This is a genomic window from Pseudoxanthomonas sp. JC1303 (assembly GCF_058448525.1).
Genome location: NZ_CP185958.1, coordinates 612,533 through 639,466, shown reverse-complemented (window position 1 = coordinate 639,466; position 26,934 = coordinate 612,533). Strand labels below are relative to the sequence as shown.

At 67.0% G+C, this 26,934-nt stretch carries 22 protein-coding genes; 2 read left to right on the top strand and 20 right to left on the bottom strand.

Annotation, left to right across the window (positions count from 1 at the left end):
• Positions 1-7 precede the first annotated feature (7 nt).
• The 4 genes from ACORQU_RS02960 to ACORQU_RS02945 all read right to left on the bottom strand — a co-directional run bounded on the left by ACORQU_RS02960 (position 8) and on the right by ACORQU_RS02945 (position 3,888).
• Positions 8-1,261, bottom strand: coding sequence for a molybdopterin molybdotransferase MoeA (locus tag ACORQU_RS02960; RefSeq protein ID WP_491643319.1), 1,254 nt, complete (start codon positions 1,259-1,261; stop codon positions 8-10).
• On the bottom strand, positions 1,254-1,871 hold the full coding sequence (locus tag ACORQU_RS02955) for an NTP transferase domain-containing protein (RefSeq protein ID WP_491643318.1): 618 nt from the start codon (positions 1,869-1,871) through the stop codon (positions 1,254-1,256). Before ACORQU_RS02955 ends, ACORQU_RS02960 begins: the two co-directional genes overlap by 8 nt.
• Before the next feature lie 71 nt (positions 1,872-1,942).
• Positions 1,943-3,439, bottom strand: a complete 1,497-nt coding sequence (locus tag ACORQU_RS02950; RefSeq protein WP_491643317.1) for a GGDEF domain-containing protein — start codon at positions 3,437-3,439, stop codon at positions 1,943-1,945.
• Positions 3,440-3,516: 77 nt separating this feature from the next.
• Positions 3,517-3,888 (bottom strand): response regulator, encoded by a 372-nt coding sequence (locus ACORQU_RS02945; RefSeq protein ID WP_271646886.1) that lies wholly within the window; start codon positions 3,886-3,888, stop codon positions 3,517-3,519.
• A gap of 103 nt (positions 3,889-3,991) precedes the next feature.
• Here ACORQU_RS02945 and ACORQU_RS02940 point away from each other — a divergent pair, with 103 nt between their 5' ends.
• Positions 3,992-5,341 carry a two-component system sensor histidine kinase NtrB gene (locus ACORQU_RS02940; RefSeq protein ID WP_491643315.1) on the top strand — a complete coding sequence of 450 codons (1,350 nt, stop codon included), beginning with the start codon at positions 3,992-3,994 and terminating at the stop codon, positions 5,339-5,341.
• Between the two features lie 69 nt (positions 5,342-5,410).
• Here the strand turns inward: ACORQU_RS02940 and ACORQU_RS02935 are convergent, their stop codons facing one another.
• From ACORQU_RS02935 to ppa, 15 genes are all read right to left on the bottom strand, one after another.
• Positions 5,411-6,826: a TolC family outer membrane protein gene (locus ACORQU_RS02935; RefSeq protein WP_271646884.1), complete on the bottom strand. Its 1,416-nt coding sequence runs from the start codon at positions 6,824-6,826 to the stop codon at positions 5,411-5,413.
• 33 nt (positions 6,827-6,859) lie between these two features.
• Complete coding sequence (locus ACORQU_RS02930) at positions 6,860-7,519, bottom strand: protein-L-isoaspartate O-methyltransferase family protein (protein WP_271646883.1); 660 nt, start codon at positions 7,517-7,519, stop codon at positions 6,860-6,862.
• A gap of 138 nt (positions 7,520-7,657) precedes the next feature.
• Entirely contained in the window at positions 7,658-8,332 is a 675-nt protein-coding gene (locus ACORQU_RS02925) for a TetR/AcrR family transcriptional regulator (protein ID WP_271646882.1), read from the bottom strand.
• A 140-nt stretch (positions 8,333-8,472) separates the two neighbouring features.
• Positions 8,473-9,564, bottom strand: coding sequence for a 3-isopropylmalate dehydrogenase (gene leuB, locus ACORQU_RS02920; RefSeq protein ID WP_491643312.1), 1,092 nt, complete (start codon positions 9,562-9,564; stop codon positions 8,473-8,475).
• Entirely contained in the window at positions 9,554-10,132 is a 579-nt protein-coding gene (gene leuD / locus ACORQU_RS02915; protein WP_491643310.1) for a 3-isopropylmalate dehydratase small subunit, read from the bottom strand. Before leuD ends, leuB begins: the two co-directional genes overlap by 11 nt.
• The gene (locus ACORQU_RS02910; protein ID WP_271646879.1) at positions 10,132-10,317 is read right to left on the bottom strand and encodes a hypothetical protein; all 186 of its coding nucleotides are present in this window, start codon (positions 10,315-10,317) and stop codon (positions 10,132-10,134) included. Before ACORQU_RS02910 ends, leuD begins: the two co-directional genes overlap by 1 nt.
• A complete protein-coding gene (gene leuC, locus ACORQU_RS02905) occupies positions 10,317-11,747 on the bottom strand; it encodes a 3-isopropylmalate dehydratase large subunit (protein ID WP_491643307.1) in 1,431 nt (476 codons plus the stop codon). The genes ACORQU_RS02910 and leuC overlap by 1 nt, the downstream gene beginning before the upstream one ends.
• Positions 11,744-12,550 carry a methyltransferase domain-containing protein gene (locus ACORQU_RS02900; protein WP_491643306.1) on the bottom strand — a complete coding sequence of 269 codons (807 nt, stop codon included), beginning with the start codon at positions 12,548-12,550 and terminating at the stop codon, positions 11,744-11,746. The genes leuC and ACORQU_RS02900 overlap by 4 nt, the downstream gene beginning before the upstream one ends.
• Positions 12,551-12,559: 9 nt before the next feature.
• Positions 12,560-14,110 (bottom strand): 2-isopropylmalate synthase, encoded by a 1,551-nt coding sequence (locus ACORQU_RS02895; protein ID WP_491643304.1) that lies wholly within the window; start codon positions 14,108-14,110, stop codon positions 12,560-12,562.
• A gap of 365 nt (positions 14,111-14,475) precedes the next feature.
• Positions 14,476-14,739 carry an ACT domain-containing protein gene (locus ACORQU_RS02890; RefSeq protein ID WP_491643303.1) on the bottom strand — a complete coding sequence of 88 codons (264 nt, stop codon included), beginning with the start codon at positions 14,737-14,739 and terminating at the stop codon, positions 14,476-14,478.
• Positions 14,723-16,450: an acetolactate synthase 2 catalytic subunit gene (gene ilvG, locus ACORQU_RS02885; protein ID WP_491643301.1), complete on the bottom strand. Its 1,728-nt coding sequence runs from the start codon at positions 16,448-16,450 to the stop codon at positions 14,723-14,725. Before ilvG ends, ACORQU_RS02890 begins: the two co-directional genes overlap by 17 nt.
• Positions 16,447-17,457, bottom strand: coding sequence for a ketol-acid reductoisomerase (gene ilvC, locus ACORQU_RS02880; RefSeq protein WP_491643300.1), 1,011 nt, complete (start codon positions 17,455-17,457; stop codon positions 16,447-16,449). The genes ilvG and ilvC overlap by 4 nt, the downstream gene beginning before the upstream one ends.
• A gap of 555 nt (positions 17,458-18,012) precedes the next feature.
• Positions 18,013-19,593 carry a BCCT family transporter gene (locus tag ACORQU_RS02875; RefSeq protein ID WP_491643298.1) on the bottom strand — a complete coding sequence of 527 codons (1,581 nt, stop codon included), beginning with the start codon at positions 19,591-19,593 and terminating at the stop codon, positions 18,013-18,015.
• Positions 19,594-19,802: 209 nt separating this feature from the next.
• The gene (locus ACORQU_RS02870; protein WP_491643297.1) at positions 19,803-22,823 is read right to left on the bottom strand and encodes a TonB-dependent receptor; all 3,021 of its coding nucleotides are present in this window, start codon (positions 22,821-22,823) and stop codon (positions 19,803-19,805) included.
• Between the two features lie 605 nt (positions 22,824-23,428).
• On the bottom strand, positions 23,429-23,971 hold the full coding sequence (ppa, locus tag ACORQU_RS02865; RefSeq protein ID WP_271646870.1) for an inorganic diphosphatase: 543 nt from the start codon (positions 23,969-23,971) through the stop codon (positions 23,429-23,431).
• Between the two features lie 196 nt (positions 23,972-24,167).
• Between ppa and ACORQU_RS02860 the strand changes: the two genes are divergently transcribed.
• Complete coding sequence (locus ACORQU_RS02860) at positions 24,168-24,653, top strand: hypothetical protein (protein WP_491643295.1); 486 nt, start codon at positions 24,168-24,170, stop codon at positions 24,651-24,653.
• Positions 24,654-24,828: 175 nt separating this feature from the next.
• On the opposite strand, the gene ACORQU_RS02855 is transcribed toward ACORQU_RS02860, so the two are convergent.
• Positions 24,829-26,859 carry a sodium-translocating pyrophosphatase gene (locus tag ACORQU_RS02855; protein WP_491643293.1) on the bottom strand — a complete coding sequence of 677 codons (2,031 nt, stop codon included), beginning with the start codon at positions 26,857-26,859 and terminating at the stop codon, positions 24,829-24,831.
• Positions 26,860-26,934 lie beyond the last annotated feature (75 nt).

Sequence of the window (26,934 nt, the reverse complement as noted above, 5' to 3'; positions counted from 1 at the left end):
GGGCTGGTCAGGCGAGCGTCCAGCGCCCGCCGGCATCGCGTGGATACACCGCCAGCAACGTGCCGGCCGGCAGGCTGGTCGCGTCCTCGTCGATCACCGCCCAGGCGTTGGCGTCGAGCAGGGCGCCGATGCGATACGACTCCTGGCCATGGAGCAGCTCGACCTGCAGTTGCCCTGCAGGATCGCTGGTGACCCGGGCCTTGAGGAATTGGCGCAGGCCCGTGCGTGGTTGGGCGGCGGCACTCAATCGCGCGCGCAGCGGCCGCTCGACCGCCTGACCCTGGCGTGCGCGCAACCACGGCACGGCGAAAAAGCGCATGCCCACCACCGAAGCGACGGGGTTACCCGGCAGGGACAGGACCAGCGGCCCGCCCTCCAACTGCGAGGCCAGCAGCGGCTTACCGGGACGAATGGCGGCCTTGCGAAACACCGTCCGCGCGCTGGCGGCAGCCAGCGCCTCGGGGATGAAGTCATGCACGCCGGCCGAGACCGCCCCAGTGGTCAGCACCAGATCGGACTGGGACGCCACCGCGTCCAGGTGTCGGGCGAACGCCGCCGGGTCGTCGTCCACGGTGTGCCAGGCCACGAGGTGGCCACCCGCGTCCTGCACGGCCCGGGCCAGATAGGCCCCGTTGGAAGCGCGGATCTGTCCGGGGCGCAGGGCTTGTGTGGGGTCGGTGACCAGTTCCTTGCCGGTGCACAGCAGGGCCACGCGGGGGGCGGGCCGCACGGACACCTGTGTGATGCCGAGTGCCGCCAGCAGCATGTCGAGGGTGGCATCGACCTGGGTTCCGGCAGCTGCGAGGCAGGTGCCCGCCGCCACGTCGCTGCCCATGCGGCGAAGATGCCGGCCGCGCGCGATGTCCTGCGTCAGGCGCATGCGCCCTGCGCTCAGCTGCTCGGTGTGTTCGATCGGCACCACCGTGTCGGTCCCGGGAGGCAGCGGGGCACCGGTCATGATTTCCCAGGCGACGCCGCGCGTTGCGGGAGGCGCATCGCCCGCGACGATGGTGCCGCTGATGGAAAATTCGCTGCCGGCCGACAGGACGTGCTGGTCTGTGTGCAGGGCAAAGCCATCCATGGCCGCGTTGTCAAAGCCCGGCAGCGCGATCGGGGCGAGCACGTCTTCGGCCAGGATGCGGCCGAACGCCTCCTCGCGGGTGCAGGTCCGGGCCGGCAGCGGGCCGGCATCCTGGAGCAGGCGCGACAGCGCCTGCTCATAGCGCAGGACGGAAGGAGCCGGGGCGCAGGGATCACTCATGGCCGGTCGCAAGGCGGGTCTTCAGGTGCGCGTGTTCCGCCGGCGTGTTCGCATTGTCCAGCGCGTGGTCGCACGGTGGTTCGAGCAGATGCACTGCGACAACGGACAGCGCGCGCCGCAGACCAGATTGCCCTTGGCGCACCTGTGCCGCCAACTGCTGGAGCGCTTCGGGTTCCCAGATCGCGCAGAGTGGGTCAGCGCGTCCGTCCACGGGGCTGCGGAAGGCCACGGCCTGGTGGCTCGCGTCGCGCGCGGCGATCAGCGTGGCCAGCGCTCGGTCGGTCAGCCTGGGAAGGTCGCAGGCCAGCACCAGCCAGGCCGCATCCGGGAAAGCGGCATGGGCGGCCAGGAGCCCGGCGGCTGGCCCGATCCCGGGCTGGACGTCCACAAGCTGCGGGAACATCGCGCGCAGGGGTTCTTCCTGCTGGTCCGGACGCACCGCGATCCAGCAGTCCTGCACATGGCGTTTGAGCAGGTCGAAGGCGGCCTTGAGCTGTGGCTCGGGGCCATAGGCCAGACGCGCCTTGTCCTGGCCCATGCGTGAGCTGGTGCCGCCCGCCAGGACCAAGCCGAGCAGCCTTGTATTGACGGCGTTGCTGGCCAGGGCCAAGCCTCCGATCGATCAGATCGGCGATGGTAGCGCGCATGCACTGCTGCGCCATCGGGCCAAAGTCGAACGCATTACTGATTGCGCAGGACCACCCGGTTGCGGCCCCCGGCCTTGGCGTCGTACAGCGCCATGTCGGCGATGTTCACCAGATCGGCTGGGCCGTTTTCTGGTGCCATGCGCATTGGCCAGATCGAGGCGGCGCCGACGCTGATGGTCACCACCGGTGCGGTATAGCTTTCGGCGTGGGGAATCCCAAGGGCCTGCACGCTGCGGCACACCGCTTGGCCAACCGCCTGCAGCGCGGCGGCGTCGCAGCCGGGCAGGACCAGCGCCAGTTCCTCACCGCCATAGCGCGCGACCAGGTCGCCGTGGCGCCGTGCGCACGTCCGGACCGCCTCGGCCACGCGCTTGAGACAGGCATCACCGGCTTGGTGCCCGTAGGTGTCGTTGAAATCCTTGAAGTGATCGATGTCCAGCAGGAGCAGGCCCAGCGGCGCGCTCTCCCGGATCGCGCGCGGCCAGGCTTCGGCCAGGTATTCGTCCAGCGCGCGTCGGTTGGCCAGCCCGGTCAGTCCGTCGGTCCGGGCCAGGGCTTCGAACTGCTCCTGCACCGCTTGGCGGGCCAGCAACTGGCCCCGTAGCCACTCGCCCAGGCCGGCGAGCAGCCCGATGGTGACCAGGGTCAGCAGAGCGTGGCTGCGGACCGATCGACGCCAGGCCGTCAGTGCCTCGCGCTCGGACAGGGCCGCAACGGCCAGGAGCGGGAACTGATCGGCATGATGGAAGCCGCTGATGCGGCGCACCTGGTCGACCGGCGAGTCATAGGTGATCGCACCGCTTCTGCGTGCGGCCATCTCCCGAAACAGGGCGGTGTTGGAGAGGTTGCGGCCCACGCTGGATGCGTTGTCCGGCGTTCGCGCGCAGACCAGGCCCGCGTCGTTCAGCAGTCCGATGGCGCCCGCGTGGCCCACGTCGAAGCCCTTGTAGAAATCGGCGAAATACTGCGCGCCGATGCTGGCCAGGACCACGCCGGCGAATCGTCCATTGGCGTCCTCGTAACGGCGCGTTACGGTGATGATCCAGCTGTGGTCCGAGCGACTGCGCACGGGAGGGCCGACCCAGGGCCGCTGGTCATCGACCTGCTGGTGATGGCGGAAGTAGGCACGATCGCTGTTGTTGAAATGCGCCGGCATCGCCTCCAGCGACGAGGCGAGCCAATTCCCTTGGGCGTCGTAGACGAACAGGCCATGCAGGCGCGTGGAGCGCTCGGCCTCGTTTCGCAAGTAGCGGGTGAGGGCGCGCAGGTTGGCTCGACCTGTCCCGTGCACCTGCAGATCTTCCACGATGCCCGACAGGGTGCTGTCGGCGAGCAGGATGGAGTCTTCGGCGTGCTGGCTGACCGAGCGGGCCAGGTTGGCGGCATCCAGCTCGATCTGGGCGCGGGCTTCCTGGCGTGTCTCCAGGCCGTGCCGGTATTCGGCACCGGCAAAGAGCAGGCACACCGTCAGGACGAAGCCCCGCAGCAGGTTGGGCAGCAGGCGCCTGCGCGCCGGGTCCGGCGTCATCATCTACAGCATCCCCTCCACTGGGGGACAGGGTAGACCTTCTGCAACGGGCCGTCAGGCGCCCGCGCAGTGGCGCGGCTTCAGGGCGCCAAGTGGTTGCGCATGGCGCCCAGCAGCGCCTGCCGGTTATACGGCTTGGGCAGGAACGCGGCGTTGTGGGGGAAGTTGCGGAAACTGCCTTGCGCGTGTCCGGAAGTGAGGATGACCGGGATGGACTCGTTGAGATCGGCCACACGCAGTGCCAGCTGAATCCCATCCATGCCACCGGGCATGTTGATGTCGCTGAAGACCAGGTCGATTCCTTGGGTGCCATCCAGCAGGTCCAGCGCCTGGACACCGCCATTGGCCGACACGACTTGGTAACCCTCCGCTTCCAGGATCATGGCGGCGATCTCCCGGGCGCCCTGATCGTCCTCGACGACGAGGATGGTGGGCTTTCTGTCAGTGGACATCGCGTTCCCGGGGGGCAAAATAAGTTCCGGAGTATCCGGGGCGCGCTGTGAAATCGGGGTGACCCCACGCGCAAGCGCGCGTCGCAGTGCCTAGAATGGGCGCATGCCCACCGGCAACCGCTATCGCCAGATCGTCGATCTCTCCGAGGACTGCATCCTGGAACTGGATGCCGCCGGGTTGATCACGTCGGTCAACCGGCATGGTCTGGACATGCTGGAGGGCTTCGAGCGCGGGGACGTGGTCGGCCACCCCTGGACCGAGTTCTGGCCGCCCGCCCTGCAGCCCGTCGTGCGTGAGAGCCTGCGTCGCGGCATGGCGGGGCAGCCGACCGAATATAGCGGCACGCTGACCACCTTGCGTGGCGTGCAACGGCAATGGTCGGTATCCATTGGTCCACTGCAGGATGTGGCCGGGCGCGTGCACGCGCTGGTGGCCGTCGGTCGCGACGTCACCGAGGCGCGGCGAGTCGAGCAGGCGCTGCGCCTGCTCAACCAGAGCCTGTCCTCGCAGTTGCAGGGCGCCGAAAGCCGGGCGCTGGCCGCCAGCGAGCACAACGAATTCCTGGAAGCGACCCTGACCCGCGCCCAGGCCATCAGCGAGCAACGTCGCCACCACGAACTCCAGGCACTGGAGCAGCGCGATATCGCCGAGGCGGCGCGTGCGCTGGCCGAGCACGCCGCGATGCAGGCGCAGAAGGGCGAGGCGGTGGGTCAGCTGGTGGCCGGCATCGCCCACGACTTCAACAACATGCTGCAGACCGCGGTGGCCGCCATCAGCATGGTCACCGATGATCCGGACTCACTCACGCCCATGCAGCGCAAGCTGCTCGGACGCGGCAGCGACGCCCTCGGCCATGCCTCGATGGTGGCCAAGCGGCTGCTGGGCTTCGCGCGTCAGCATCCGGTCCGGGCCGAACCGATGGACCTGCAGGACGTGGCGTTGGACATGGCCGACCTGATCCGGCAGAGCCTGGGTCCGGACCTGACCCTGGTGACCGAACGCCAGCCGCGCGCATTTCCCGTCGTGGCCGACCCGCACGGGGTCGGGCAAGCGGTCATGAACCTGTGCATCAACGCGCGCGATGCCTGCGAGGGTGTCGGCACGATCACCCTGGTGTGCGGGGAGGACCAGGTGCCGGAAGATTTCGCGACCCACACGCGTGCCGCCGGTGACTACGTGACCCTGGCGGTCTCCGATACCGGTTGCGGCATGGATCAGGCGGCCATGTCGCGCCTGTTCGAGCCATATTTCACGACCAAGCCAGAAGGACGTGGGACCGGGCTGGGCCTGGCACAGGTCTATGCGCTGATGCGCCAGGCCGGCGGCTTCATCGAGGTGGATAGCGCGGTAGGCGCCGGAACGGTGATGACCCTGTGGTTTCCCCGCATGCGGCTGGCGCGTGGGACGGCCGAGTACGCCGTCGACGTCCAGACCAGCGGCGTGGCCGGCTGAAGCCTGGCTCCAAACGCAGACAGCCGCGGCGGGCCGCGGCTGTCTCGAATCACAGCTTGCGCAAGCGCGTTACTGCGGCTGCGGGGTTCCCATCAGCTGGGCATCTTCGCTGTTCAGACGCGCATTGGCATCGGCGCTGAGCAGGGCGTTGATGTCCTGCAGGTCGGCGGCGTCCAGGGTGCCGGCCGCGGCTTCCAGGAGCAGGCGGTTCTGCAGGAAGTTGTACTTGGCCAGCGAGTAGTTCTCTTCGGCGGCGACCAGGTTGTTCTGGTTGGTCAGCACGTCCAGCACGGTCCGGGTGCCGACTTCCAGGCCGACCTGGGAGGCGTCGAACGCGCTGCGGGCCGACACCACCGCCGAGCGGCGGGCCTCGATCTCGCTGATGCCGGCTTCCAGCACCTGATAGGCATTGCGCGTGTTGCGCACCACGGCGCGGCGCTGCTGCTCATAGGCATCCTGGGCCGAATCGCGCTGGGCGATGGCCTGGCGCACGGCGGACTGGGTCGCACCGCCAGAGAAGATCGGCACGTTCAGGGTCAGGCCAATGGACCTCGAATCGCGATCGCTATTGTTGCCCACGATCGTGTCTGGGACGCCGTCACCATCGGTATCGACGGCGGCGGAGTCTCCACCCCACGCCGTGCTGCGCCCGTAGCTGCCACTCAGGCTCAGCGTCGGCAGATGCCCGGCGCGGGCGCCGCTCACACCGGCCTGCGCGGACTGTACCTGCAGCTGCAGCGACTTCAACGCCGGATTCTGCGCAAGCGCGGTATCGACCCAGCCCTGCGCGCTGTACTCGGAGGGCAGCTGTGGCTTGAAGTCGTCCGGCAGGCCGCGCAGATTGGTGATCGGCTGGCCGGTGATCTCGCTCAGGGCCTCGTAGGCGTCCTTGAGGGTGTTGCGCTGGCTGATCACCGTGGCCCGGGCGCTGTCATAGGAAGCGCGCGCTTCGTGCACGTCGGTGATCGGGGCCAGGCCGACATCGAGGCGCTTTTGCGCGTAGTCGAACTGCTTCTGGTAGGCCGCTTCGGCGGCCTCGGCCGAGGCCAGCGTCTCGATCGCGATCAGCACATTGAAGTACGCGGCCGAGGTGCGGGTGATCAGCGAGTCGTTGGCCGAATCCAGATCGAAGTCCGCGGACTGACTGAGCGCCTTCTGCGCCTTCACCGTCGAAAATGCGCTGAAGTCCACCAGCCGCTGACTGACCGTGCCGGAATAGTTGCGGCTGGTGGCGGTGTCGCTCCAGTCCCCGTTATCGACCGTCTTGGAGTTGCTTTTGGAGATGCTCGCGCTGCCATTGACCTGCGGCAGCAGCGCGGCGCGGGCCTGAACCACGCCTTCCTTCTGCGACAGGCGCGCGGCTTCGGCCTGGGCCAGTGTCGGGTCGCCGTTGCGGGCCATTTCATAGGTCTGCATCAGGTCGGTGGCCGAGGCGGCGGAAGGCAGCGCCAACGCCAGGGCGAGAACGAGGGGGCGACGGATCATCGGGGGGTTCCTTGAAGGTTTTTTGTGTAGCGCTCAGAACACGAACTGGGGGACCGGCGCGGCGCCAGTCAGGTACGTCGCGTCGTCGGTTTCGAACAGGGACTCGATGCGCGCGCCGCCGGCTTCGTTGTGGACCAGGATCGCCTCCATGGCCGGCGAGCGCCCACGGATCACGAACAGGCGTCCGCCCGGACGCACCCAGGCAAGGAACGCCTCGGGCAGCACATCCACCGCGGCGGTGACGCAGACCACGTCGAACTGGCGGTCGGTGGTCCAGGACATGGCATCGGCGGTTTCGATGCGGACGTTGCTGCCCAGGCCGGCCGCGTCCAGGTTGCCACGGGCCAGCGCGGCCAGTTCCGGATGGAGCTCCAGGCTGACCACTTCGCGTCCCAGGTCGGCTAGGCAGGCGGTCAGAAAGCCGCTTCCCGTCCCGATCTCCAGGACATCCTCGCCTGCCTGAAGATCCAGTGCCTGCAGGGTGCGGCCTTCGATGACCGGCTTCATCATCTTCTGCCCGTGTCCCAGCGGCAGCTCCAGGTCGGCATAGGCCAGGGCGCTGTGGGCCGGTGGCACGAAGGCTTCGCGCGGCAGGGTGGCCAGGGTGTCGAGCACGCGAGCGTCCAGCACGTCCCAGGGACGGATCTGCTGTTCCACCATGTTCTCGCGGGCTTGGGCGTAGTTGATCGTCATGGGCGTCTTCCAGGGCGCGGGGCTGCGCATTCTAGCGGTGCAGGGCATGTCCGACATGGTCAGGATGGCCGCGGCACGTGCGTGAACGCAGTGCCGGAAGTCATCGGGCCGGACGGCATGGCAGTTGTAAACCGTGTTTCAGCGGGTGGCATAGGCGCGCAGGAACATCTCCACGGTGGCATCCAGGTGAGCCTGCATCTCCTCACTGGAAGGCTTCTCGCACACCCCGCACATCATCCTGCCGTACAGCTCGCCCTTGAGCAGGGTAAAAAACTGCTTGGCCGCGCAGTCGCAGTCGTCGATCTGCAGCTGGCCTTTCTCGACACCGGCACGCAAAAAGGCGGCAAACGCGTCGTGGGTCCGCTGGGGGCCGGCTTTCCAGAAGATCTGGCGCAAGGCCTGATCGGCTTGCCCGGGGGTGATCATGATGCGATGGGTACTGATCGCGGCGTCGCTGACCACCAGCTTGAAGAACCCCTCGGCGATGTGGCGCAGCTGACCGCGCAAGGTGCCGTCAGCCTGGACCTGGAAGAACTCGTCCGGGAGCATTTCCTCGCAAAGAATCCGCACCGTCTCGGAGAACAGCGATTCCTTGTCGCCAAAATGGCTGTAGACGGTCAGCTTGGAAACCCCGGCCTCGGCCGCGATACGGTCCATGCTGACGCCGACGAAACCTTCCCGCCCGAACAGCGCCTTGGCCGCTTCCAGGATCGCGGCCCGTTTGGCCAGATCCTTCGGGCGTCCAGGGCCGGTCGCACCACGCGAGGCGCGGTCGACGGGGTCTGGCGTATCGGTAGGCGCAGGCTGGACCATCCGCGTAATACTAGACTAGACGGTTCGATATTTACAGCCCGCAGGGCGTCAAACTGTCCTGCCCGTCATCTGCGCGTCAGCCCATGGCCCGGATTCCCGCCGCCCCACCCGCTGGCTGCGGGGCAGGAGGTCGCTGGCAATCATTCGCCGAGCGCCGAGACCGTGCCCTGGACCTCCAGCTGCTCCAGGACCGCATCGCGGGCCTGGGCCGTGCTCAATGCTTGCGCCGGGCCGGCCAGGTCAGCGGTGAAGGCCTTGGCGTCCAGGGCGGCGTCGACGGCGCGTTCGATGCACTGTGCCTCTTCCTCCAGTCCCAGCGAATGGCGTAGCAGCATGGCCGCCGACAGAATGGTCGCGTACGGGTTGGCGATGCCCTTGCCGGCGATGTCGGGGGCCGATCCATGGATGGGCTCGTAGATCCCGACTTTACCCTCCTGCCCCAGCGAGGCGGACGGCAGCAGGCCCAGCGAGCCGGCCAGCATCGAGGCCTCGTCGGTGAGGATGTCGCCGAACATGTTCTCGGTCACGATCACGTCGTACTCGCGCGGCTTGGCGAGCAGGTGCATGGCCATCGAGTCGACCAGCTGGTGCTCCAGGGCGACCTCCGGGAATTCCTCGCGGCCGATGCGGGTGGCCACGTCGCGCCACAGGCGCGAGGTTTCCAGCACGTTGGCCTTGTCCACCGAGGTGACCTTGCCACGACGGCCCTGGGCCAGCCGGAAGGCACTGCGCATCACGCGCTCGATCTCGGCCACCGAATAGCTGCACAGGTCGCTGGCGGCATCCTCGGTGCGGGTCTTGTCGCCAAAGTAGATGCCGCCGGTCAGCTCGCGCACGACCAGGATGTCCACCCCGGCCAGCAGGTGGGCCTTGATCGGCGAGGCGTCCAGGGCAGCAGGGTGCGGACGCACCGGGCGCAGGTTGGCGAACAGCCCGAGCGCCCGGCGGATGGCCAGCAGGCCTTGCTCGGGGCGGACCTTGGCATTGGGGTCGGACCACTTCGGGCCGCCCACCGCACCCAGCAGGACGGCGTCGGCCTGCTGGCAGGCCAGCCGGGTGGCCTCGGGCAGCGGCTCGCCATGGCGGTCGATGGCGATGCCGCCGATGTCATGCTCGGTGAAGGTGAAGCTGTGCCCATGTCGGCTGGCGACGGCTTTCAGGACGGTGACCGCTGCGGCCGCCACTTCGGGGCCGATGCCGTCACCTGGCAGGACGACGATGTCAGCGCGCATGGGTGCTCTCGTAGTGTTCGATGTCGGGAATGCGGGCCAGCAGGTAGCCCAACTGGTCGACGCCTTCCAGCAGGCAGGTCTGCGAGAAGCCATCGAGCGGGAAGGTGTAGACGCGGCCATCGGGCGTGCGCAGTTCGCGCGCGGCCACGTCGATGGTCAGCGCGTCGTCCGGGCGCTCCATCAGCGCCTGCACGTCGGCCTCGTCCAGCACCACCGGGAGCAGGCCGTTCTTGAGGCTGTTGCCACGGAAGATATCGGCGATCTCGCTGGAGACCACGGCCTTCAGGCCCAGGTCGGTCAGCGCCCATGGCGCGTGCTCGCGCGAGGAACCGCAACCGAAGTTGCGCCCGGCCAGCAGGATCGAACGACCGGCGTTCTGTGGCTGGTTGAAGGCAAACTCCGGATTCGGCGTGCCGTCGGCCTTCCAGCGCCAGTCGTTGAACGCGTGCTGGCCCAGGCCGGCGCGTTCGGTCGTGGACAAAAAGCGCGCGGGGATGATCTGGTCGGTATCGATGTTGCTCGAACGCAGCACCACGGCCTGCGAGGTGATCGTGCGGATGCCGGCCATCAGGCTGCCTCCTCGCCTTCGTGCAGAGAAAAGTCGGCGGGCACGTCGGTCAGGTCCAGCACCGGCAGGGCCTCGTCGCTGCCACGCGGACGCAGCGGGGTGTCGCGGATGCTGCGGGCCAGGGCGCTGGCCACGGTGGCGGAGAAGGCGATGTTCGCCGCCTGGGTGTTCTGGGGGCTGGACATCAGGCCACTTCCTTGGAGTTGGTTGCTGCAAACAGGTCGCGCACGTCGCTGACGCGGCCGTTGACCGCCGCCCATGCCGCAGTGAGCGGCGAGGCCAGCAGGGTGCGCGAGCCGGGGCCCTGGCGGCCCTCGAAATTGCGGTTGGACGTGGACACGGCCAGTTCGCCGGGGGCGACCAGGTCGCCGTTCATCGCGATGCACATCGAGCAGCCGGACTCGCGCCACTGCGCGCCGGCCTGTCGCACGATCACATCGATGCCTTCGGCCTCGGCCTGGCGCTTGACGATCTCCGAGCCCGGCACGACCAGCATGCGCACGCCTTCGGCGACCTTGCGCCCGGACAGGACGCGGGCGACCTCGCGCATGTCGCGCAGGCGGCCGTTGGTGCACGAACCGACGAACACGACGTCGACCTTGGCGCCGGCGACCGTCTGGCCGGCCTGAAAGCCCATGTAATCCAGGCCCTTCTGCGCGGCGGCGTCGTTCGCCGCTGGGATGGCCGCATCGACGGCGATCGCGGTGCCCGGATGCGTGCCCCAGGTCAGGGTCGGGCGGATCTCGGCGGCGTCGATCAGCACCTCCGCATCGAAGTGCGCCCCCGGCTCGGTGGCCAGGGTCTTCCAGTACTCCACGGCGGCGTCGAAGTCCGCGCCCTTCGGTCCGCGCGGGGTGGCGGCGACGTAATCGAAGGTGGTCTGGTCCGGCGCCACCATGCCGGCGCGCGCGCCGGCTTCGATGGACATGTTGCACAGGGTCATGCGCTGTTCCATGTCCATCGCGGCGATGGTGGAGCCGCGGAACTCCAGCACGTGGCCGGTGCCGCCGTTGACGCCGATCTTGCCGATGATGTGCAGGACCACGTCCTTGGCCTCCACGCCCGGCGCCAGCGGGCCGTCGACGGTGATCGACATGGTCTTGGGCTTGCGCTGCAGCAGGCACTGGGTGGCCAGCACGTGGCCGACTTCGCTGGTGCCGATGCCGAAGGCCAGGGCGCCGAACGCGCCATGGGTGGAGGTGTGGCTGTCGCCGCAGACGATGGTCATGCCGGGCTGGGTGAAGCCCTGCTCGGGCGCGATGACGTGAACGATGCCGCGGTTGTCCGACCCCATGTCGAACAGCTCGATGCCGTACTCGGCGCAGTTGCGCTCCAGGGTCTCGACCTGCTTCTCGGCGGCGGCGGTGTAGTACGGCAGCTTGCCGTCCGCGCCAGCGGGCAAGGTCGGGGTGGAGTGGTCCATCGTCGCCTTGGTGCGATCGGCGCGGTGCGGCGCCAGGCCGCGTACGCGCAGCTCGGTGAAGGCCTGCGGCGAGGTGACTTCGTGGATCAGGTGCAGGTCGATGTACAGCATCGCCGGGGCGGTGTCGCTTTCCGGGACGACGACATGGGCGTCCCACAGCTTGTCGAACAACGTACGGGGAGCGGAACTCATTGCGGTTGGCCTTGCGTTGAATGCTGGGAAGAAGAAGTGCGCGCGCTGAAGCGCAGGCGCACGTAATCGGCGTGCCACTGGCCGGAGGCATCGCACAGCGCCGGGCGCAGCAGGGTCTCGGTGTCGGCCAGCACGCGCCTGCGGGTGCCGGCGTCGACCTGGGCCAGGAAGGGATCGGCGAAGGTGCGCAGCCAGCCGCCGATGCCGGTGGGCAGGGGCGTCGGGCGCGGGATCAGGGCGATCTGGTCCACCTGGAAGCCATGTTCGGCCAGACGCGCGGCGTATTCGTCGGCGGTGGGGAAGAACCACGCGAAGGCGGGCTCGCCCGCATCGTTGGCGCACAGCGCGGCACGCAACGCGGTGACGATGGCCGCCACGTTGCCATGCCCGCCGAACTCACCGACGAAGCGCCCGCCCGGTTTGAGCGCACGGCGCACGCCGGCCAGCACCGCATCGGGTTCGCGCATCCAGTGCAGCGCGGCGTTGCTGAAGACCGCGTCGAACTGCGCTTCGAAGGTCAGGGCGTGGGCGTCCATCACCTGGGCCTCGACGCCGCGTTCCACCGCCGCGGCCACCAGGTCGGGCGAGGCGTCCACGCCGATCACCGTGGCGCCACGGGCGGCCAGCTGCGCGGTGAGCACGCCGTCGCCGCAGCCCAGGTCGAGGATGCGTTCGCCCGGGCGGGCGTTCAGCAGCTCGGCCACCGGCGTGCCCAGCGCGGTCACGAAGCCGGCGTTGGTGGCGTAGCCGGCGGCATTCCAGTGTTGTCCTGCGGCGGGAAGGGACGTGGTCTGTGCGGACATGACGGCGGGTCAGGCAGCGGCGGCTTCCGAGGGCGACGGCGCGGCCTGGCGCTGGCGCAGCACGCGGTTGGCCACGTCCAGCCAGGCCAGGGCGCTGGCCTCGATGATGTCCTTGCTGGTGCCGGTGCCTTCGTACTCCACGCCATCGTGACGGACCGACAGGCTGGCTTCGCCGCGCGCGTCGGCGCCGATGCCCACGCTGTGCACCGAATAGCTGTCCAGCACCAGCTGCACGCCGGTGGAGGCCGCCAGCGCGCCGAACAGCGCATCGACCGGGCCGTTGCCCTGGGCGGTCTCGGCCACCCGGTTGCCGTCCGGATCGGACAGCTCGACCAGCGCATTGGCGCGGTTGCCCACGTCGGAGATGGTCATCGAGGACAGGCGGTAGCCTTCGCTCACGCTGGCGTCCTGCATCAGGGTCTGCAGGTCGGCGTCGTTGACCACGCGCTGGCGCTCGCACAGGGCCTTGAACTGCTCGAAGACCAGCTTCAGCTCGGCCTCCTCCAGTACATACCCCAGGGCGCGCAGGCGAGCTTCGACCGCGGCGCGGCCGCTGTGGCGGCCCAGCACCATCTGCGTGTCCGGCCAGCCGACGTCCTGCGGGCGCATGATTTCGTAGGTGCCGCGGTGACGTAGCATGCCGTGCTGGTGGATGCCCGATTCATGGGCGAAGGCGTTGGCGCCGACCACGGCCTTGTTGCGCTGGACCGGCATGCCGACCAAACGCGAGAGCAGCTGCGAGGTGGGCACGATGCGCTGGGTGTTCAGGCGCGTGTCCAGGTTGTAGAACGCGTTGCGCACCTTCAGTGCCATGGCGATCTCCTCGATCGCGCAGTTGCCGGCGCGCTCGCCGATGCCGTTGATCGAACCCTCGACCTGGCGCGCGCCGCCTTCGATGGCGGCCAGCGAGTTGGCGACGGCCAGTCCTAGGTCGTTGTGGCAGTGCGCGCTGAAGACCACGTCTTTCGCCCCCGGCACCGTGGCGATCAGGCGCGAGAACATCCCGCGGATCTCCTCGGGCGTGGTGAAGCCCACGGTGTCGGGCAGGTTGATCGTGGTCGCGCCGGCGGCGATGGCCACGCGGACCACCTCGGCCAGGAAGTCTTCCTCGGTCCGGGTCGCGTCCTCGGCGGAGAACTCGACATCGTCCACCCCGGCACGTGCCATGCGCACGTGGCGGTCGACCGATTCCAGCACCTGCTCGCGGCTCATGCGCAGCTTGTGCTCGCGGTGCAGCGGGCTGGTGGACAGGAACACATGCAGGCGCGGATTGGCCGCCCCATCCAGGGCGCGCAGCGAGGTCTCGATGTCGGCGGCCAGGCAGCGCGACAGCACCGCCAGGGTCGGGGTACGGACCTCGCGCGCGATCATCGCCATGGCTTCGCGGTCGGACTGGGAACTGGCCGGAAAGCCGGTTTCGATGATGTCCACGCCCAGGTCGGCCAGGCCGCGGGCCATGACCAGCTTCTGCTGCGGGGACATGCTGCAGCCGGGGGACTGCTCGCCATCGCGCAGGGTGGTGTCGAAGATGCGTACGTTGTCGATGGTGTTGGTGTTCATGCGATGGATTCCTCTACGGCTTCGGCCGTCCTGATGGCGAGGGGGCGGCAGGTCTTCTGTCGTGTCGCGTCGGAAGGAAGCGTGTGGGGGGATTGGAAAGGGAAGGGCGTGCGGCGGTGTCCGGGATGTCGCGCATCGGGGGGATGGCCGGCGCGCAGCCAGGGGTGTCCAGTTTCGCGCAGCCTGCCCCCACGCACGATGACCACTTGGTCCAATAGGCGCGCCGAAACGCCCGCCCGCGGCACCGGGCGCGGGCAGGGGCGCAGGTCGGTTACGGCCGCGATGTCAGGCATCGCCGCACACCGATGGGCGGCGAGCGAGAAGACACCTCCGTACGGCAGGCTCCGGGGCGACAGGCGTGGCGCTCATGCCGCCGCCTCGCTGGCCAGCGCTGGCGCGCCGGCTTCGACGATGCGGACCGACTCGCAGTCGTACACCTTTTCCAACTGGTGGCGCAGGGTCTCCAGCGGGCGGCCGGCGTCTACCTCGATCTGCAGGTCCCAGCGGCCGTCCGCGCGCGGCACCGCATGCACGCTGCGCGGCGGGAAGCCGCGGCGCTCGACCATGCCGATCACGCGCACCAGGGCGCCTTCGGCGGGTTTCACGATCAGGTCAAGCCGGTATGGCATGGGACTTGGGCTCCATCGTGGCGGCCTTGGCCGGGTTGGATTCCAGCATCGAGCTGTTGGCGTGGTTGGGCGGCACCAGCGGCCACACGTTGGCCTTGATGTCGATGCTCACGTGCAGCAGTGCCGGGCCGGGCGTGGCCAGCAGCTCGGCCAGGGCCTCGTCGACCTGCTCGCGCTGGGCGATGTGGCGTGCCGGAATGCCGAACACCTTGGCCAGCGCGGCGAAGTCCGGGTTGTCGGACAGGTCGATCTCGCTGTAGCGCTCGGCGAAGAACAGCTCCTGCCACTGGCGGACCATGCCCAACGCGGAGTTGTCCAGCAGCACGATCTTCACCGGCAGCTTGCAGCGGGCGATGGTGACCAGTTCCTGCACGTTCATCATGAAGCCGCCATCGCCGTTGACCAGCACCACGGTGCGGTCGGGGCAGGCGAACTGCGCCCCCATCGCCGCCGGCAGGCCGAAACCCATCGTGCCCAGCGCGCCGCTGGTCAGGTGGTTGCGCGGATGGTTGAACTTGCAGTGCTGGGCCACCCACATCTGGTGCTGGCCCACGTCGCTGGTGATGATCGCATCGGCCGGGGCAACCTCGCTCAGGCGCTTCAGCAAGGCCGGGGCATAGATGTCACTTCCCGGGGCGTCGTAGCGGAAGCCGAAGCGCTCGCGGTTGGACGCACATTTGGCCTTCCATGCGAAGCACCCGCTGCGCGCACCGCTCAACGCACGCAGGCCGGTGGCGACATCGCCGGGGATGGCGATGTCGGCCGTGCGCAGCTTGGAGATCTCGTAGGCATCGGCATCCAGGTGGATGACGCGGGCGAACGGGGCGAACTCGGCCAGCTTGCCGGTGGCGCGGTCATCGAAGCGCGCCCCGACCACGATCAGCAGATCGCTGTCCTGCACCGCCATGTTGGCCGCGCGGGTGCCATGCATGCCCAGCATGCCCAGGTAGTTGGGGTGGTTGGCCGGCAGGGCACCCAGCCCGCGCAGGGTCAGCACGGTTGGGATGCCGCTGGCCTCGACGAACTGGCGGAACGCCTCCACCGCATCGCCCAGGGCGATCCCGCCGCCGCCGTAGACCACAGGCTTCTCCGCCCCAGCGATGGCGGCCAGGGCTTCGGCGATGGCGGCCTCGGCCGGTGCCGGACGCGGCTGCACCGCCGCCGGCACATGGTCGGGCAGGTGCGAGGCATCGGTGACCTGGACGTCCTTGGGCAGGTCGACCAGGACCGGGCCGGGCCGGCCTTCGCGCGCGATGCGGAAGGCCTCGGCCATGACCTGCGGCAGGTCTTCGACCCGGCGCACCAGGAAGCTGTGCTTGACGATCGGCATGGTCATGCCGAACACGTCCAGCTCCTGGAAGGCATCGGTGCCGATCAACGGCGTGGCGACCTGGCCGGTCAGGCACACCATGGGCACAGAATCGAGCATCGCGTCGGCAATGCCGGTGACCAGGTTGGACGCGCCCGGGCCGGAGGTGGCCACGCACACGCCGACCTTGCCCGACGCGCGGGCGTAGCCATTGGCGGCCAGCGCCGCGCCCTGCTCGTGACGCACCAGGATGTGCTTCAGCGAGGAATCCACCAGGGCGTCATAGAACGGCATGATGGTGCCGCCGGGATATCCGAAGATGATGTCCACGCCCTCGGTCTCCAGGGCGTGGGCAATCCAGCGGGCGCCATTGCGGGGGGCAGTGGCGGTGGTGGCGTTCATGCGGCGGCGGCCTGTTCGTCGTCCGATGGGGAGGCGTTTTCGGCCAGCCACACCATCTTCGCGCGCAGCTGCTTGCCGACCACCTCGATCGGGTGCTCCAGATCAGCCTGCTTGAACTTCTTGTAGTTCGGCAGGCCGGCTTCGTATTCGGCCACCCAGTTCTTGGTGAAGGTGCCGTCCTGGATGTCGGTCAGCACGTCCTTCATGCGCGCCTTGGTCGAGGCGTCGATCACGCGCGGGCCACTGACGTAGTCGCCGTACTGGGCGGTCTCGGAGATGAACTCCAGCATGCGGGTAATGCCGCCTTCGTAGAACAGGTCGACGATCAGCTTCAGTTCGTGCAGCACTTCGTAGTAGGCGATTTCGGGCTGATAACCGGCTTCCACCAGCGTCTCGAAGCCGGCTTGCACCAGCGAGGAGGCGCCGCCACACAGCACGGCCTGCTCACCGAACAGGTCGGTCTCGGTCTCTTCCTTGAAGGTGGTCTTGATGACGTTGGCGCGGGCGCCGCCCAAGCCGGCCGCGTAGGCCAGCGCGAACTGCTCGGCCTTGCCGGACTTGTCCTGGTAGACGGCGTAGATGCACGGGACGCCGCGACCGATTTCGTATTCGCGCCGTACCAGGGCGCCCGGGCCCTTGGGCGCGACCAGGACCACGTCCAGATCTTCGCGCGGGTCGATCATGCCGAAGTGCACGTTCAGGCCGTGGGCGAACAGCAGCACCGCGCCGGGCTTCATGTTCGGGGCCAGCACGTCGTTATAGAGCTGCTTCTGCACCATGTCCGGGGTCAGGACCGCGACCAGGTCGGCCTCCTTCACCGCCTCGGCCGGGGTCTTGACCAGGAAGCCGTCGGCCTTGGCCTTCGCTTCGGTCGGACCGCCCGGACGCAGGCCGACCGTGACGTCGAAACCGGACTCGCGCAGGTTCATCGCATGGGCGCGCCCCTGGCTGCCGTAACCGACGATGGCGATGGAGGGCTGGAGGGCGGTGGAAGTCGAAGCGGTCATGGGGTTGGTCCTGTCTGGCTGAAGGTTGACGGTGAAACTTTTCGAGGGGCTGAAAGCACGAAACCCCGCACTTCTCAGCGCGGGGTTTCGTAAGGGTTGCGTGCGTTCCTGCCTACACGTCCGTACGTCCCGCGCCGGTGGGCGAGAGAATAAGTACGAGCACGAGGAGCGACGACGCGCAGGGCGCGGTCGAGGCGGAGATCATCGTGGGACGCAGTGCATTCATGAGGCGGGCAGAAAAACACGGGCTTGACAGGCCTGTCAAGCGCTTATTTTGTTGCAATCGCAACCGTGCGACGCGGCGCAGGGCGCCATGCGATCCGAGGCGGACCGGCCCCGTCACGGAGCCGACTTGGTGCCAGGTGCTGGATCACCGCTCAGCCTGCGCGAGCGATGGTGTTGACGGAATTCGCGTGGACGGCCACCCAAGGCGGTCGACCTGCGGATTCGGCTGCGTCGTCAGCTCGGCGTGGTTTCTCTGCGAGGTTCTTTCGCGTTTCCCGCGCGCGTGCGTCTTGAGGGGCGCCTGGGTCCGGAAAGCGTGACCGGCGGCCGCTATTCCTGCGATGCTTGCGCTGCTGAGGAACTCTTGGTGGGCTCGCCGCGTTCGCGCGCCAGCCACTGTTCGATGGCGTGCCGGTCGCGATGCGCGCGGCGCTGCTCGCGCAGGTATTCCTCGTTGAGCGCGCGGTACAACGACACGATCACCAGCGCCATCAGCAACGCGAAGGGCAGGGCGGTGACGGTGATCATCGCCTGCAGTGCATCCAGCCCGCCGGCCAGCAACAGCACGCCGGCGATCAGTGCGATCGCCGCGCCCCACACCACCTTGCGTCCCAGCGGCGGATCTTCGGCCTTGTGATAGGACATGCTGGCCAGGACCAGCACCGCCGAGTCGGCCGAGGTCACGAAGAAGATCGACAGCAACAGCACGGCGAGCACCGCGAGCCCGGTCGAAAATGGCAGGCTGTCGAACAGCGAGAACAGCACGGTCTGGTAGTTGTTGGCGCCATCGGCGAAGGCCTGGGTCAGGTCCACATGCCCGAACAGCTGTGCCCACAACGCACTGCCGCCGAACACCGAAAACCACACGAAGCCCAGCAAGCTGGGCGCCAGCACTACGCCGAAGACGAATTCGCGGATGCGCCGGCCGTAGGACACCTTGGCGATGAAAGCGCCGACGAAGGGTGCCCAGGCGATCCACCAAGCCCAGTAGAAGATGGTCCACGTGGCCACCCAGGTCCCGCGCGAGAACGGTGACATGCGCAGGCTCATCGTCACCAGGTTGTTGAGGTAGCCGCCCAGCGTGGTGGTGAAGGTGTCGAAGATGAAGCCGGTCGGGCCCAGCACCAGGACGAAGGCCATCAACAGCGCCGCCAGACCCAGGTTGAAGTTGGACAGCCATTTGATGCCGCGTTCCACGCCGGTCGCCGTCGAGCACATGTACAGCACGAAGGCCACCGCGATGATCGTCAGCCTGACCGGCGTCGAGGCCTGGATGCCGAATACGCGTTCCAGCCCTGCGGCGATCTGCACGGTGCCGAAGCCCAGTGTGGTCGCCACACCGATCGCGGTGGCCACCACCGCGGCGATGTTGACCAGATGCCCGATCCAACCCTCATGGCGGCGGCCCAGGACGGGTTCGAGCAGGTCGCTGATCAGCCCGCGCCCGCCCCGGTTGAACTGGAACCACGCCATGGCCAGGCCGATCAACGCGTACACCGCCCAGGGGTGCAGACCCCAATGGAAGAAGGCATAGCGCATGGCCGCGCGTGCGGCCGGCATGCTCTGCGGCGCCAATCCTTCGGGCGGCTCGAGGAAGTGGGAAATCGGCTCGGCGGCGCCCCAGAACACCAGTCCGATGCCCATGCCGGCCGCGAACAGCATCGAGAGCCAGCTGGCATTGGAGAACTGCGGCTCGGCGTCTTCGCCCCCGATGCGCAGGTCCGCGAAGCGACTCACGCACAGGTACAGCAAAAACACCAAGGCGGCGAAGACGATCAGCAGATACAGCGAACCGGCGCCGCCGATGATCTGCTGCAGGGCCGCCTGCATGAGGTCGTTGAACGGCTCGGGGGCCAGGCCCGCGACAAGCACGAGGGCGGCGACGATGACCAGTGAGATTCTGAAGACCATGTGGTGCTCCTGTGCGTTGGCCGCACGCGGGGCCACTGTGGAAAGCGCGGCAGGATAGCGAGTCTGGCGTGCACACGAGGTGCGTGCTGCCCCGCAATGCAGCACATGACGCTGTGGCCATAAAAGCGAAACGCCCCGCCGGGAGAGAATCGGCGGGGCGTTTCGGTCACGCAATGGGCTCAGAGAGAAGCCCTAGACAAGCATGAGGCTTAGAAGTCGTACTGCACCTGGAAGCGCACATAGCGCGGGGTGGTGTAGTACTGACCGACCTTGTAGTTGCTGCTGGTCTCGTCGTAATCCTCGTCACGCAGCTGCTCGTAGACCTGCAGCGGCTTGATCGTGTTGAAGGCATTCAGCACCGACAACTGGACGCTCAGGCCTTGCAGCCACGACGGCTTGTAGACCACGTTCGGGTTGACCGTGTACGTCCAGGGGGTGCGGCCACTGGTGCCCAGCTGCGAGATCTCGCCGTTGCAGTAGTGGAACGAGCCGCCATAGCCGTACTCGGTGCCGAAGGTGCCGGTGCCGCCGCCATAGCAGCTGATCGGCGCGCCAGACTGGACCTGGATGTCCACGCCGGCCTGCCATTCGTCGGTGAAATTGTACGCACCGTAGGCCTTCAGCGTATGGCGATGATCATTGAACAGGTAGCCATCACTGCCGTACATGATTTCGGCGAAGTCGAAATCCGAGGTCGTGCCGGTGTCGTCCTGGCCGTTGGTGCTCTTGACCAGACCTTCGTAGTTGCCGTTGAGCTTTGCCCAGGTGTAGTTGACGCTGGCATACCACTTGTCGGTGGCCTTCTCCGCGCTCAGCGTCACCGCCTTGTAGTAGCGCTTAGCCTTCGGGCCCAGGGCGCTGCCGTCGACGTGAATGTTGTCGGCGGTACCGTCGCCATCGACGTCCAGCGCGATGTCCAGCGATTCGCCCGGGTTGTACAGATAGCAGCCCGGCAGGCCCGAGGGCAGGCCCCATTCGCCGCCGGCGTCGTCCCAGTGCGTCATGTCGTAGCCGGCATTCTGCGCGGCCAGATAGACCTGGCGGGTATCGCAGGTGTCGTCGATGACGTTGTTGATGCGGCGGTAGGTCGCCTTGGCGCCAAGTGTCCAGCCATCAATGAAGCTGTTGTCGGACACCAGTGTCTGCTGGTAGCCAAGGATGGCCTCATCCTGGGTGTAGGGCTTCAGTCCCTTGCTGGCCACGGCACGCGGATCCGGCGTGGAGCCGTCTTCGCCGTTGTAAACCAGGCTGTTGTAGGGCGTGGGCGCTACATTCGGTACACCCGACACCGGATCGTATGAGCCGAGGTAGTCATAGTAGTCGACCGTGTAGTACGAAGCGCTGGCTGCACGCAGGGCGACATTGGCCGCGATCGGCAGCGAATAGCGGCCCAACGAGCCGAACAGCTTGCTGTTGCCGTCGCCCAAGACGTCCCAGGCAAAGCCCAAGCGCGGCTGCCAGATGTCGTCCTGCTTGACGAAGCTGGCACCATTTCCGTTCTTGTTGTCGAACGAGTCGTTGCGGATGCCGCCGTACAGCATGAAGTTGTCGGTGATCTGCCAGTTGTCCTGCAGGTAGAAGGACTTCTGGTCGATCTCGACGCTGCCGCCGGTGCGGTAGTTGATGCGGTAGGCGTCGGGACGCGGCAGATCGTCTGCGTCAAGGTGATTCGGACGAATTACCCAGTATGCGCCGCCGGAATAAGCCGTGCCCTGCCGAGACTTCCAGGTTTCATCGCTATAGCCGAACGCGACCTTGTGGTCGCCCAGCTGCCATTCGAAGTCGGCCTTGTAGCTATCACGGGAGTTCTTGCCGCCATAGATATCGACGCGGCTGTTGACCGCGCAGCCGATCTTGCCGCCGTTATAGACCACGTACGGGCAGGCACCGTCCGGCGATTGGACGTTACCGTCGTAGTAGCTGTAGTCCCCGTCCGGACTGATGGTGAACTGCGAGGCTTGGTTGCGCATCTGACCGTACTGCAGTGCCATGGTCAGATTGTCGGTCAGGTAGCTGGTCCACTTGAAGATGTCGGTCTGGCCACCGCTCTTGCCAACCAGCTGACCGTTGTAGTTGGTCTTGGTGGGCAGGTTGTTGTCGCCGTACTGTGCGGTGTAGTAGTCGTAGGTGTAGCGACTACTGTTGTCAAAACCGGTGTACTCGAAGTGGTTGGCATCGTTGAGATACCAGTCGAGCTTTACCAACCAGTAGGGAGTCTTGTTTTCGTAGTCGTAGGCGGTTGCCGAACGGTCGTCGGCATACTCTTCGACACCAGTGCGCCCGCCGTAGCTGGTGCTATTGGACTGGTCGAATTCGCCCAGGGCAAAAATGAACAGCTTGTCCTTGATCAGCGGGCCGCCGATCCAGCCGGTGTAGGTGTTGGACGACTGGTAGTTGTTGCGGTAGCTGCGGAAGATCTCGCCATTGTTGTCGTTGACGTTGCCGACGTTCTCACGGCCCCAGCTCGGCGCACCGGTCCAGCTCAGGCCACCATGCCACTCGTTGGTGCCGCGCTTGACGTTGACGCTGGTGACGCCGCCTGTGGAGAAGCCGTACTGCGCGCCGTAGCCGCCAGTCTGCACGTCCAACTGGTCAATCGCCTGGAACGGCACCTCGGAAAACGAAAGGCTGTCATAGAGATTGGTGATGTTGAAGCCGTTGACGTAGTAGCTGTTCTCGGCGGCCGAGGCACCGCCGAAGGAGGCGTTGCCGAAGTAGCCTGAGCTCTTGACCGTGCCCGGAGTCAACAGCGAGACACTGGTGATGTCACGGGGGACGGGCAGTGCATTGAGCTTGTCGGCGGTGAATGTGGTGCGCGACTCGACGCTGGACAGGTCGATGCTGTTGACCGACGCCAGGCCCCGAACCTCGACGGTGTCCAGGCTGGTAGCGCCCGTGCCTGCATCGAAGCTCGCATTGGTGGTCTGGCCGGCGACCACATTCACTGTGCGGCTGCTGGAGACGCCATCGGCGCCGGTCATGGTCAGGGTGTAAGTACCGGTCGGCAGGGCCGCGGCGCGGAAGTGGCCGGACGCATCGACGGTGACATCACGTGTCACGCCAGACGAGTTACTCGTGATCTGGACCGTGGAGCCGGCTGCATCGGCGGCCGAGCCGGAAATGTTGCCCGAAGTGCTTTGCGCGTAGGCGGCGCCTTGGGTCAAGGCGGCGCCGAGGAGGACGGCCAGGGCCGTACGTCGCAGGGCGTGGCGTTGGTAGCGTTGGTTCATTGCGTGTGGCTTCCCAAAAAGAACAAAAAGGTCCCGCCAGGCACGTGTGAGCGCGCATCGGGCAGTGACAACGTCTGGCAAATGCCACTCCGCGTAACGCGACAGCAACGGAGCGGCAACGGGAAATTAATGCCGGTGTGCGACGTGGAATTGGCATTACGTGATGCCATGTGTCACGGCCGGCATATTCCGGGATATATGAATTCAAATGAAATGGTTAACGACCTAATCATGTGACAGCCGTCCAACTCATGCCGCGTGACGCTTGCATCCGGGGTTTTCAACAGTTCTGGCGTGGCGGTCCCCAGCGGAGTGACGTTTGCCCGCCCCGTTTGAGCGAGCCGCAGCCGGTGGCAGCCGGTGAGTCATTGGCATTGGCTTGCGCAATACCATGTGAAATGAGCACGCGCTGTTTGGAGACGCCCGCACCATGCGGGGGCTGCCGCAGGCCCACACGCGCCAAGTGCCCGCGCTAAAAGGAGCTGCGCTCCCTTACGGACCGGGCAAGCCAAGCATCGCTGCATGGCTGAAAGCTCTTTTGGGTGAATGAAAAAGGGCGCCATTCGGCGCCCTTAGAAAAGCGGATAGCGCGATTGCGCCCTCGCTCAGGCCTTGCTGTCCTGCTCGGCGTCGCGGGCGATGGCTTCGACCAGGATCTTCTTGGCTTCGTCGGCACCGCCCCAGCCGTCCAGCTTGACCCACTTGCCCTTCTCCAGGTCCTTGTAGTGCTCGAAGAAGTGGCCGATGCGCTCCAGCCAGTGACCACTGACCTGGGCGATGTCGTTGATGTGGGCATAGCCGCTGAAGATCTTGTCCACCGGCACGGCCAGCAGCTTCTCGTCGCTGCCGGCTTCGTCGCTCATGCGCAGCACGCCCACCGGGCGGCAGCGGATGACCGAGCCGGGCACCAGCGGCAGCGGCAGCACCACCAGCACGTCGGCCGGGTCGCCGTCGCCGCACAGGGTGTGCGGCACGTAGCCGTAGTTGCAGGGGTAGCGCATGGGCGTGGAGAGGATGCGGTCGACGAAGATCGCGCCGGATTCCTTGTCCACTTCGTACTTCACCGGCTCGGAATCCTTCGGGATCTCGATGATGACGTTGATCTCTTCCGGCGGATTCTTGCCGGTGGGGACGCTGCCAAGGCCCATGTACTGCTCCAGTTTCGATACGTGATTGTGGGCGGCATTCTAGCGCCCCGGCTGTTGCGCTGCAGCGTGCTGGGGTTAGGACAAATCCGACGGCGATATCGGACCACCGCACCGCCGCGTTGCGCCGTGCGCCGACGGCGTTCGGGCGAATGCCGGGACATCCTGTGATCTCACCGTTACTCGTAGGAGCAGGATCATGAAAAGGAAGACACGCAGCAGGTTGAGCGGGATGCTGGCACTCTCGGTATTGCTGTTGACGGGCGCCGCGTCGGCGCAGGAGCGGTATGTGGATGCGGTGGACTACCCGACCCCCAATGCGGGTTGGGAGGTCTTCCACGACTTGGAAAAGCGGCTGGAAGCCGATTTCGACCAGCTCTGCGGCGATACCTATTGCGAGGGTGAATACAGCGACTATCAACCCCTGCGCTATCGCTGCTCGGTGCGCCAGCGTGATGGCGTCATGGGGGAATGCGTCTGGACCTTTGGCGCCAGCGAGGCCAGCATCGACCCTGCCACCGGCCAGGTGCATGTGGACGCGCAACTCTGGCAATGTCCAACGCCTATCAGGAAGGGCACCCGCCTGAAGGCCTTTTACCTGGCCCTGGCCGGAGAGGGGCCGCTGCTGGCGCCGCTACCCCGTAGCAACGCCAGCATCAATGACGGGCTCATTGGCTGTCTGTAGCGGCTCTGGTGTCCGTTGCCAGTGCCCTTGGTCCCTGGCAACGGACTTTGACGGACGGGCCTGGCGGCCCGTCACCGCTATCGGTCCAGGTGCTGGCGACGGCTGTGCGCAGCTGCTGCGCGTGGCCGGGTGGGCTGCGGCGAGCGAGGGGCAATCGGGGGGAGGCAGTGTCCGCTCATAGCAGTGGCACCAGCAGCAGCGCCACGATGTTGATGATCTTGATCAGTGGATTGATCGCCGGTCCTGCGGTGTCCTTGTAAGGGTCGCCGACGGTGTCACCGGTCACCGCGGCCTTATGGGCCTCGCTGCCCTTGCCGCCGAAGTGTCCATCCTCGATGTACTTCTTGGCGTTGTCCCAGGCGCCGCCACCGGTGGTCATGGAGATGGCCACGAACAGCCCGGTCACGATCGTGCCGATCAGCATCCCGCCCAGCGCCTGTGCGCCGAGCAACAGGCCGACGAGGATGGGCACCACGACCGGTAGCAGTGAAGGCACGATCATCTCGCGGATGGCCGCGCGCGTGAGCAGGTCGACGGCGGCGTGATATTGCGGCTTGCCGCTCCCGTCCATGATCCCGGCGATCTCGCGGAACTGGCGACGCACTTCCACCACCACGCTACCCGCCGCGCGGCCGACGGCCTCCATCGCCATCGCACCGAACAGGTAAGGAATCAGGCCGCCAATCAACAGGCCGATGATCACCTTGTGATCGGACAGGTCGAAGGTATAGACCGAGCCGGGATGGGCCGCGCCCAGGTTGTGGGTGTAGTCGGCGAACAACACCAGGGCCGCCAGCGCCGCCGAACCGATCGCATAGCCCTTGGTCACTGCCTTGGTGGTGTTGCCGACGGCATCGAGCGGATCGGTGACCGCGCGGACCTCGGCGGGCAGCTCGGCCATTTCGGCGATGCCGCCTGCGTTGTCGGTGATTGGGCCGTAGGCATCCAGCGCCACGATCATGCCGGCCATCGACAGCATCGCCGTGGCGGCGATCGCGATGCCATACAGCCCGCCCAGCGCATGCGCGCCCCAGATCGCGATGCACACCGCGATCACGGGCATCGCCGTGGATTTCATCGACACGCCCAAGCCCGCAATGATGTTGGTGCCATGGCCGGTGGTCGAGGCGGCGGCCACGTGTTGCACCGGCTTGTACTGGGTGCCGGTGTAGTACTCGGTGATCCACACGATCGCGCCGGTCAGCGCAAGTCCGATCAGCGCGCAGCCATACAGGGGCATCGCGCCGATGGGCGAGCCGCCCATCAAGGCGGTGGTGACCGGATAGAACACGATGGCGGCAAGGACGGCCGAGACGATCACGCCCTTGTACAGCGCGCCCATGATCGAGCCGCCTGCCTTCACCCGCACGAACAGCGCGCCGATGATCGAGGCGATGATCGACACGCCCCCCAGCACCAGCGGATAGAGAATCGCGTTCGGTCCCGCCTCGCTGGCCATCAGGCCGCCGAGTAGCATCGTGGCGATCACCGTGACCGCGTAGGTCTCGAACAGGTCCGCCGCCATGCCGGCGCAGTCGCCCACGTTGTCGCCGACGTTGTCGGCGATCACCGCCGGGTTGCGCGGGTCGTCCTCGGGAATCCCGGCTTCCACCTTGCCGACCAGGTCGGCGCCCACGTCCGCGCCCTTGGTGAAGATGCCGCCGCCGAGCCGCGCGAAGATCGAGATCAGCGACGAACCGAAAGCCAGCCCGACCAGCGCATGCAGCGCCCGCTCCTGCGGGACGCCCAAGTGATGGGTCAGGAGCGCCCAATAGCCGGCCACGCCGAACAGGCCCAGTCCCACGACCAGCATCCCGGTGATCGCGCCGCCGCGAAAGGCCACGTCCATTGCCGCCCCGACGCCGTGGCGTGCGGCCTCGGCGGTGCGCACGTTGGCGCGCACCGAGACGTTCATGCCGATGTAGCCGGCCGCTCCAGACAGCAGCGCCCCCAGGGCGAAGCCGATGGCCGCCGGCCAGCTCAGGAAGACGCCCACCAGCACGAACAGCACCGCGCCGACGATGGCGATCGTCAGGTACTGGCGGTTGAGGTAGGCGCGCGCGCCTTCCTGTATCGCCGCGGCGATCTCCTGCATGCGCGCGTTGCCGGCCGGGCGCGAGAGCACCCAGCGTGAGGAAAGGATGCCGTAGACGATGGCGATTGCAGCGCAGGCCAATGCCAACGCAAGACCGTAATGTTCCAACATGACCCCTCCCAAGGCTGGTGGACAGGCGCTGCCCTGGCGGTCAGTGCCTGCGAGCTCCGTCCCGTCCCCAAGCGC